This window comes from Cupriavidus sp. HMR-1, from assembly GCF_000319775.1.
GTDB classification, from domain to species: domain Bacteria; phylum Pseudomonadota; class Gammaproteobacteria; order Burkholderiales; family Burkholderiaceae; genus Cupriavidus; species Cupriavidus metallidurans.
In genome coordinates, this window is the sequence record NZ_ANKP01000161.1 from 1 (window position 1) to 7,856 (window position 7,856).

Sequence of the window (7,856 nt, forward strand, 5' to 3'; positions counted from 1 at the left end):
GAGGGCGGCGGCGGCCGCAGAGGAGGCAGTGGATCCGGCATCGTCCCCGGCCGTGCCACGCGCGGCCCAGCCGGCGGCCATCTCCAGCACCGCGCGGACATCCGCCGATAGTTGCATGGAGGTGGGCGGCTTCACGGCGCAGAACGTGCAGCGCGCGATCGAGGACCTGAAGGCGATTGCCGTGACCGCACCCCTGCCGATGGAGCAGTTCGAGCGATCGGAGCAGGTGCGGTGGTGGGTTCATCTGCCGGCCCAGCCGACGCGCGAGAACGCCGATCGAAAGCTGGCGGAGCTGCGTCGCCGCAAGGTCACCGACGTATCGGTGGTGGCGGGCGAGAATCCCGAGTCGTACACGGTTTCGCTCGGACTGTTCCGTGACCGCGAGCGTGCCGACAAATTCCTGGAAGTGTTGCGCGGGCAGGGCGTGCGCACCGCGCAGATCAGCGATGCGCCGAGAGCGATCGCGCGGCAGTGGCTGCGCGTGGCGCACGCCGACGATGCCGTGCGCGCGCGGATGGACGAAGTGAGGCTGCGCTATGGCGGCGATGTGCTGCAGGACTGCCGCCCGGTGACCCAGGCGCGCGGCGAGCCAGTCGCGGCGCGCGCCGAGGGTTAAGAGGCGGTTTCAAAATGAAGCGAAGCGGTTCTGGCTAGGCGAGGGGCCGCGGACAGTACAAGTAGTACGGCAAGGCCACGCAACGACGCCAGAATCTTCTTGAAACGGCTTCTAAAACCCGGCTCAGCCGCCGCGTACCTTCGTCAGCAGCTTGGTGGTCGAGCGGTCGTGCAGGAACTGGATCGCGTACGCCTGTCCGCCCCAGCTACGCACCAGCCGCGTTTCCTCCAGCGTGTCGATGTCGTAGTCGCCGCCCTTCACATAAACGTCCGGCCGCACCAGCCGGATCAGTTCCACCGGCGTCTTCTCGCGGAACATCGCTACCAGATCCACGGACGCGAGCGCGGCCAGCAGCGCCATGCGGTCGGCATCGTGATTGAGCGGGCGGTCGTCGCCCTTGCCGAGCATCTTCACCGAAGCGTCGCTGTTCACCCCGACCACCAGGCTGGCGCCCATCGCGCGCGCCTGCGCCAGATACGTGGCGTGGCCGCGGTGGAGGATGTCGAACACGCCGTTGGTGAAGACCAGCGGGCGCGGCAGCTTTGCCACTGCGGCGTGCAGGGCCGCGACATCGTCGGCGGGGACCAGCTTGGATTCGAAGGCGGGTGCGTTCATGGGTCGTGGAGAAAGAAAAACCCCATCGTATCCGATGGGGTTTGGCATGTTCAGGCGCTCAAGCGGGGTCGGAACACTCAGGCCTGGGCAGGCTGGGCACCGCCGCCCTGCAGGCTGACGTTCAGTTCCTTGCGGTAGCGGTTCAGGTCCTGCACCGTGTCGAACGTGCGCTCGAACAGCAGCGACATGTTGTGCAGAATCCGCTCGATGACCTTCTTTTCCCAGATCTCGTCGAAGCGGATCTGTTCGTCGAGCCAGTGCTCGAGCCAGTCCGGATCGGGCAGGCGGGACTGCACCGTGTCGTTCGGGAACAGCGCCTTGTTCACGTGCAGGTTGGTCGGGTGCAGCGGCTTTTCCGTGCGACGGGCCGACGCCATCAGCACGCCGATCTTGGCGAACGCGGCACGCGCGTTGTCGCCAAACTGGTTCAGGTACTTCTTCATGTAGCGCAGGTAGGCGCCGCCATGGCGTGCCTCGTCCTGCGACAGCGTGCGGTAGATATGCTTGATCACCGGTTCCGAGTGCCATTCGGCGGCACGGCGGTACCAGTGGTTCAGGCGAATCTCGCCGCAGAAATGCAGCATCAACGTTTCCAGCGGCGGAGCCGGATCGAACTCGAAGCGCACGGCGTGCAGCTCTTCCTCGGTCGGCACCAGGTCCGGACGGAAACGGCGCAGGTACTCCATCAGCACCAGCGAGTGCTTCTGTTCCTCGAAGAACCAGATGCTCATGAACGCCGAAAAGTCGGAGTCGTGGCGGTTGTCGCGCAGGAACATCTCCGTGGCGGGCAGGGCCGACCATTCGGTGATGGCATTCATGCGGATGGTTTTCGCCTGGTCGTCAGTGAGCAGGCTGGCGTCGAAGGTATCCCAGGGGATGTCCTTGTCCATATGCCAGCGGACCGCCTCCAACGATTTGAACAGTTCGGGGTAGAGCATGCTAAGCCTTTGAAATTACGGGCGGATTCTACCAGACAAGAATTATTCTCGAATGATTTCTCTACTCCGTTGTAGCCCGGATCGTAGCGATTTCAATCGGATTGCCGCTTGTTGTCGCAAAAAGTGGCGCTATTGCGACACTTCTGTCACTTCTTTTTTGACCGGCGTGGTTTCCGGCACCACACCATAGAGGAAAGCGGCGATCTGGTCGCCCTGGGCGGCCGCGTCACGTTCGCCCAGCGCCAGCAAGGCCTGGGTGAACTCGGGTTCGAACAACAGATAGCTCGCGAACGCGGCGCCGCGCGCCTCGGTGCCGCCCAGTGGCGACAGGAACGCGCGCACGGTGCGTGGCAGGCGATTCAGGTGCTCGGCTGCGATGGCCTCGATCGGCTCGCTGGGTGAAATCGTCATGACCTGCACCGGGCGCCAGCCTTCGGTGTCGTTGGCCATCTCGGGCATCCGCGACAGCAGCCGGTTGATGTGCATGAGTCGCTCGATGTCGGCCTGCAGGCCATCCAGGAAGATGCTGGCCAGGGCCTGGCCGCCAACCTGCGCCAGCGACGGATAGCCGCCTGATGGCACGGTATCGAACCAGCCGGCCCGCTGGCGCGACGCGGCGCCGATGGCCAGGATGCGCGACGCGCCAAGGTGAATCGCGGGCGATAGCGGCGACATCTGCCGCATCGTGCCGTCGCCGAACCATTCGTGATGGCCTTCGAGTTCGAGCGGTATGGCCGGGAACAGGAACGGAATCGAGGCCGATGCCAGCAGGTGATCGACGCCAATCGCGGACTCCACGGCCATGCGCTGGCTGCGTTGCCATCCGTGGATACGGCGGTGAGACTGATAGAACGTGACATGGCGGCCGGTGCTGTACGACAGCGCCGTGACCGCGAAGGCTTGCAGTACGCCGGCGTCCAGACTGGCCTGGACGCGCTCCGGCTCGAACAGCTCGGTCAGGAAGCTGCCGAGCGGCGCATTGTCGAACAGCGCGCGTGGCGATGACCGCCGCGTGACCCAGCCGAAGGCCAGCGAGGACAGCCATCGCGCGCCGGAAACGCCCACGCGCAGCACGTCGGTCCGGTAGACGTCGTCGGCGTGCAGGCTGTGCCAGAGCGCTGACAGCTTGTCCGTGGCCGCGCGGAAGTCGGCGGCGCCGACCGCCAGGCCCGCGCCATTGATCGCACCCGCGGATGTCCCGGCGATGATGCCGAACGGCAGCGGGCAATGCGCCAGCCCAAGACGTGCGGCGATCTTCGCGATGCCGGACAGCACACCGGCCTGGTACGCGGCCCGCGCGCCACCGCCCATCATCACCAGAGCGGTGCTCTGGCGCTGGCGGGCGCGGGCCGAAGCCTCCGCCGAATGTGCGGAGAGCGCGCTCACTCGAACGTGTCCTCCGGCGTGCCGGGCGCGGGTGGGGTCTGAGGCTTGGCCGTTGATTTCCCGGCCGGTGCCTTTCGGGCTGCGGGTTTCTTTGCAGACGACTTGCCCGATGTCTTCGCCGCTGGCTTTGTCGCCGATTTTGCGGATTTCCTGGCTACGGTCTTTGTTCCCGCCTTCTTCGTCCCGGACGTCTTCGCCCCCTTGGGCGTAGGGCCGGACTTGTTATCGCCGGCGCTCGTGGCGCTCTTGGTGCTCGTGGCAGACTCGCTGCCTGCCGGGCTGGCGCCGAAGCCTCCAAGGTTGCTGAACGGCGTGACATTGGCCGCCGCTGCCGCGCTGCTGGCGATCTGGTTGAACTGTTGCTGCATCAGGTCCCACCACAGCGATGCATTGGGCGGCACCGGGGCGGGTCCGGTGGAAGTGGCCGAGGCCTCGGCACCAGCTTCGGGGCCGGATTCGGGCGGCGCGTCGATGTCGTCATCGGCGGGCTCGTCATTTTCCGCATCGGCTTGTGCTTCCGAGACCGTCTTGCCGGTGCCGTACTCGTGATGCGGCGCGGCGCTCGGCGCGCTGGCAGCACGCGCCACGTTTTCCATCGCGCTCTGCATGGCATCGGGGGAGAGCGCGCTGCCAAACGTCTGCAGCGCCACCAGCGTGGCGCGTTGCACTTCAAGGCCCTGGATGGTCGTGCGCAGCAGGCTCGAGTTGAGCTGCAGCCAGCTTTCCACTGCCTTGAGGTCGTGAATCCGCTTGTCGATGCCCTCGAGATCCATCGGGGGCGTCATCGCGCTCAGGCCGGGCATCAGCCCGCTGGGCATTCCGCTGCCGGAAGCCCAGAGCTTGCGAAGGAACTCGTAGCTGTTGGTGAAATCGGGTAACTGTCCGAACATGGTCGCGCAACTCCGTCTGACATGGTCGTCCCGAACCGTGAGCAGGACGATCGGTTACTTGAATTCGGGCGGCCGCTTCTGACGCAGGCTCGCCATGCCTTCGTGCACGTCGGGGCCGGCAAAGCCCATGAATTCGAGCGCCAGCGAGGTATCGAACGCGGGTCCGGCCATACGCAGCCAATTGTTGAGCGCGTACTTGGTCCAGCGGATGGCGGTCTGCGATCCGGCCGCAAGCCGGTTGGCCACCTCGAACGCTTTCGCGACCAGTTCGTCTTCCTCCACCGCCAGCGACACCAGACCGATCCGCTCGGCTTCCTCGCCGCTGACCGACTCGCACAGCATCAGATAGTACTTGGCCTTGGCCATTCCGCACAGCAACGGCCAGACGATGGCGGCATGATCGCCGGCGGCCACACCCAGCCGGGTATGGCCATCCACGATGCGCGCGGTCTTTGCCGCGATCGAGATATCGGCCAGCAGCCCGGCTACCAGCCCCGCGCCAACGGCCGGGCCATGCATCGCGGAGACGATCGGCTTGTCGCAGTTGATGACGTTGTAGACCAGGTCACGTGCCTCATGCCAGACGCGGGTGCGCGTCTCGAAATCATTGGCCATCTCCTCGACCAGCCCGAGGTCGCCGCCGGCCGAGAAGCCCTTGCCTTCGCCACGGATCAGCGCCACGCGGATTTCGGGTTCCGCCGAAATATCACGCCAGATCTCGGCCAGTTCGCGGTGCATGGAGGCGTCGGCGGTGGCCAGCTTCTGGTTGGCCGATTGGGCCGCGCCCATGATCACCTCGAGGATGGGGCCGTGGCGGCGCAGGGTCAGGGCGCGATAGCGCGCCAGGCGCGGGGGCAGGGTATTGGCGTCGGAAGTGGTCATTTGGGCGGGTATCGAAGAAGTTTCGGGCCGCCGGGCAGGGAACTGGATGTCCGAAAGAGGCGAAGGAGCGCGAAGGGACGCAAGGAAGACGCGTCGAATGCAATTCCCCGACCGGCTGGTCGGGGAATTATAGGCCCAGGAACGCCTGGCGCGGCAAGGCTTGCGTGCCTTAGAGGCACTATCAAAAAGATTCTGGCGTTGTTGCGCGGCCTTGGCCAGTCCACTTGTACTGTCTGCGGCCGCGCCCTTGCAGGGCGCGCATGTGCTCGCAGGCACGTGCCGTTCCGCAGGCGGCTCGCATACGAGCCGAAACCCCTGCTTCACCCTAGCCAGAACCGCTTCGCTTCATTTTGATAGCGCCTCTTATGGGCCGGTGCCCGTTATGGCGCGGCCACCACCTGGTCGATTGCGCCGAAGATCGACTTGTGTTCGGCGTCGAACATCTCGATACGGACGGCATCGCCGTACTTCATGAACTCGGTCTCGGGCTTGCCGCTGTCGATCGTCTCGATCATGCGTTTTTCGGCGATGCAGCAGTACCCCTTGCTGCGATCGACGTTCGAAATCGTGCCCGAGCCGACGATGCTGCCCGCGCGCACGTTGCGCGTCCTGCAGATGTGGGCAATCAGCTGGCCGAAGTCGAACACCATATCGGTGCCGCAGTCGGGCGAGCCCACCTTCTTGCTGTTCCAGTGGACCACCATCGGGCGATGCACGCGGCGCTCGCGCCAGGCGTCGCCGAGTTCGTCCGGCGTGACCGCCACCGGCGAAAACGCCGTGGCCGGCTTGCTCTGGAAGAAGCCGAAGCCTTTGCCGAGTTCGGCCGGGATCAGGTTGCGTAGCGAAACATCGTTGGCCAGCATCACCAGCCGGATGGCCTCCCCGGCCTGGTCGGGGGTGGCGCCCATGCGCACGTCGCCGGTGATCACGGCCACTTCGGCCTCGAAATCGATGCCGAAGGCCTCGCTGGCGCAGACGATGTCGTCCTGCGGGCCGATGAAGTCGTCGGAGCCGCCCTGGTACATCAGCGGGTCGGTCCAGAACTCGGGTGGCATCTCGGCGCCGCGCGCCTTGCGTACCAGTTCCACGTGGTTCACGTAGGCCGAGCCGTCGGCCCACTGGTACGCGCGCGGCAGCGGCGCCATGCAGTCCTTGGTCTGGAACGGGAACGGGTGGCGTGACCGGCCGGCGTTCAGCGCGTCATACAGGTCCTGGAGCTGCGGCGCGTAGAAGGCCCAGTCGTCGAGCACAGTCTGGAGCTTGCCTGCGATATCGGTGGCGAAGTGCGCGGTTTTCAAGTCGCGCGAGACAACGACGAGCTGGCCGTCGCGCGAACCATCCTTCAGGGTGGCGAGTTTCATGCGGAGTCGAACATAGGCAAATCGGATGGGCCACAGTCTACCGGAGCGGCGCGGGCGCACCGTATAGAATGGCCGGCAATACCGATACGCTTGCCAGGAACGCATGACCGCAGCCGAAGACGACGATACCCGGGACGATATTGCCGATGACACCAGGCGTGCCGGCATCCAGTCCATCGAGGTGGGATTCCGGCTGCTGCAGGCGCTGGCCGCGTCGCCGCGCGCGATGATGCTGCGCGACCTGGCCGCGGCGGCGGACATGAGTCCGGCCAAGGCGCACCGCTATCTGGTCAGCTTCCAGCGGCTGGGCGCCGTGACGCAGGACGCCGTGAGCCAGCGCTACGACCTTGGCCCGTTCGCGCTGCAGCTTGGCCTGGCCGGGCTGAACCGGCTTGACCCGGTGCGCAAGGCGCGCCCGATCCTGTCGCAGCTGCGTGACGAGATCGACCAGACGGCCGGTATCGCCGTGTGGGGCAACCACGGGCCGACCATCGTCCACTGGGAGGAATCGAGCCAGCCGGTCAGCGCCAGCCTGCGGCTCGGTGACGTCATGCCGATGCTTAACTCGGCCACGGGCCGCCTTTATGGGGCTTATCTGTCGCGCCGCCAGACGCTGCCGCTGATCGAGCGGGAACTGGCCACGCGTGGCACCGTCCCACTGCCTGACATGCCCGTATCGCTGGACGAATATGACGCGATCTGCGCGGACGTGCGAGAGCACGGCGCGGCACGCACGCGCGGCGGGGTGTTGCCGGGCATCAATGCGATCTCCACGCCCGTGTTCGACGCGAATGGCCATCTGGCGATGGCGCTGATCGTGCTCGGCGCGCAGAGCGTATTCGATGCAGAATGGGGCGGTATGGTGGATCGGCGCGTGCGCGATATCGCCCGGCAAATCTCTTCGGAACTCGGTTACCTTGACGGCAGCCAACGGGCCGGACAAGCCGGTCAAACCTCGTAGTCGGTCGCGGGGCGGCATGCTGAGCTGGTGGCAGCGCCGTCGCAGATGGATTGTGGTCATTCTGTTGGTGGTGGCCGCCCATTTGCTGGCGCTGCTGCGTCTGGTTCATGCGCCGGCGCCGAGCCTGCCCGATATCGAGCCGACCCCGACGCTCGACGCCATCCTGCTGCCGCCGCCCAAGCCACCGGCTCCGCCGGCGCCTCCCCC

The 7,856-nt window shown here is 65.9% G+C and carries 8 protein-coding genes; 2 read left to right on the top strand and 6 right to left on the bottom strand.

Annotated features, from left to right (window positions below; genetic code table 11):
* Positions 1–616, top strand: a 616-nt coding sequence (locus D769_RS18775; RefSeq protein WP_040011130.1) for an SPOR domain-containing protein, incomplete at its 5' end; no start/stop codon positions are given.
* 123 nt (positions 617–739) lie between these two features.
* Here D769_RS18775 and rfaE2 read toward each other — a convergent pair.
* The 6 genes from rfaE2 to D769_RS18805 all read right to left on the bottom strand — a co-directional run bounded on the left by rfaE2 (position 740) and on the right by D769_RS18805 (position 6,688).
* The gene (rfaE2, locus tag D769_RS18780; protein ID WP_008648234.1) at positions 740–1,231 is read right to left on the bottom strand and encodes a D-glycero-beta-D-manno-heptose 1-phosphate adenylyltransferase; all 492 of its coding nucleotides are present in this window, start codon (positions 1,229–1,231) and stop codon (positions 740–742) included.
* 77 nt (positions 1,232–1,308) lie between these two features.
* Positions 1,309–2,169, bottom strand: a complete 861-nt coding sequence (locus tag D769_RS18785; protein WP_008648236.1) for a hypothetical protein — start codon at positions 2,167–2,169, stop codon at positions 1,309–1,311.
* 129 nt (positions 2,170–2,298) lie between these two features.
* The gene (locus D769_RS18790; protein WP_234706927.1) at positions 2,299–3,483 is read right to left on the bottom strand and encodes a patatin-like phospholipase family protein; all 1,185 of its coding nucleotides are present in this window, start codon (positions 3,481–3,483) and stop codon (positions 2,299–2,301) included.
* A 68-nt stretch (positions 3,484–3,551) separates the two neighbouring features.
* Positions 3,552–4,445 (bottom strand): PhaM family polyhydroxyalkanoate granule multifunctional regulatory protein, encoded by an 894-nt coding sequence (locus D769_RS18795; protein WP_008648240.1) that lies wholly within the window; start codon positions 4,443–4,445, stop codon positions 3,552–3,554.
* Between the two features lie 54 nt (positions 4,446–4,499).
* The gene (locus tag D769_RS18800; protein WP_008648241.1) at positions 4,500–5,327 is read right to left on the bottom strand and encodes an enoyl-CoA hydratase/isomerase family protein; all 828 of its coding nucleotides are present in this window, start codon (positions 5,325–5,327) and stop codon (positions 4,500–4,502) included.
* A 380-nt stretch (positions 5,328–5,707) separates the two neighbouring features.
* Positions 5,708–6,688 (bottom strand): fumarylacetoacetate hydrolase family protein, encoded by a 981-nt coding sequence (locus D769_RS18805; RefSeq protein ID WP_008648243.1) that lies wholly within the window; start codon positions 6,686–6,688, stop codon positions 5,708–5,710.
* 103 nt (positions 6,689–6,791) lie between these two features.
* Here D769_RS18805 and D769_RS18810 point away from each other — a divergent pair, with 103 nt between their 5' ends.
* The gene (locus D769_RS18810; RefSeq protein ID WP_008648249.1) at positions 6,792–7,649 is read left to right on the top strand and encodes an IclR family transcriptional regulator; all 858 of its coding nucleotides are present in this window, start codon (positions 6,792–6,794) and stop codon (positions 7,647–7,649) included.
* The last annotated feature ends 207 nt before the right edge of the window (positions 7,650–7,856 follow it).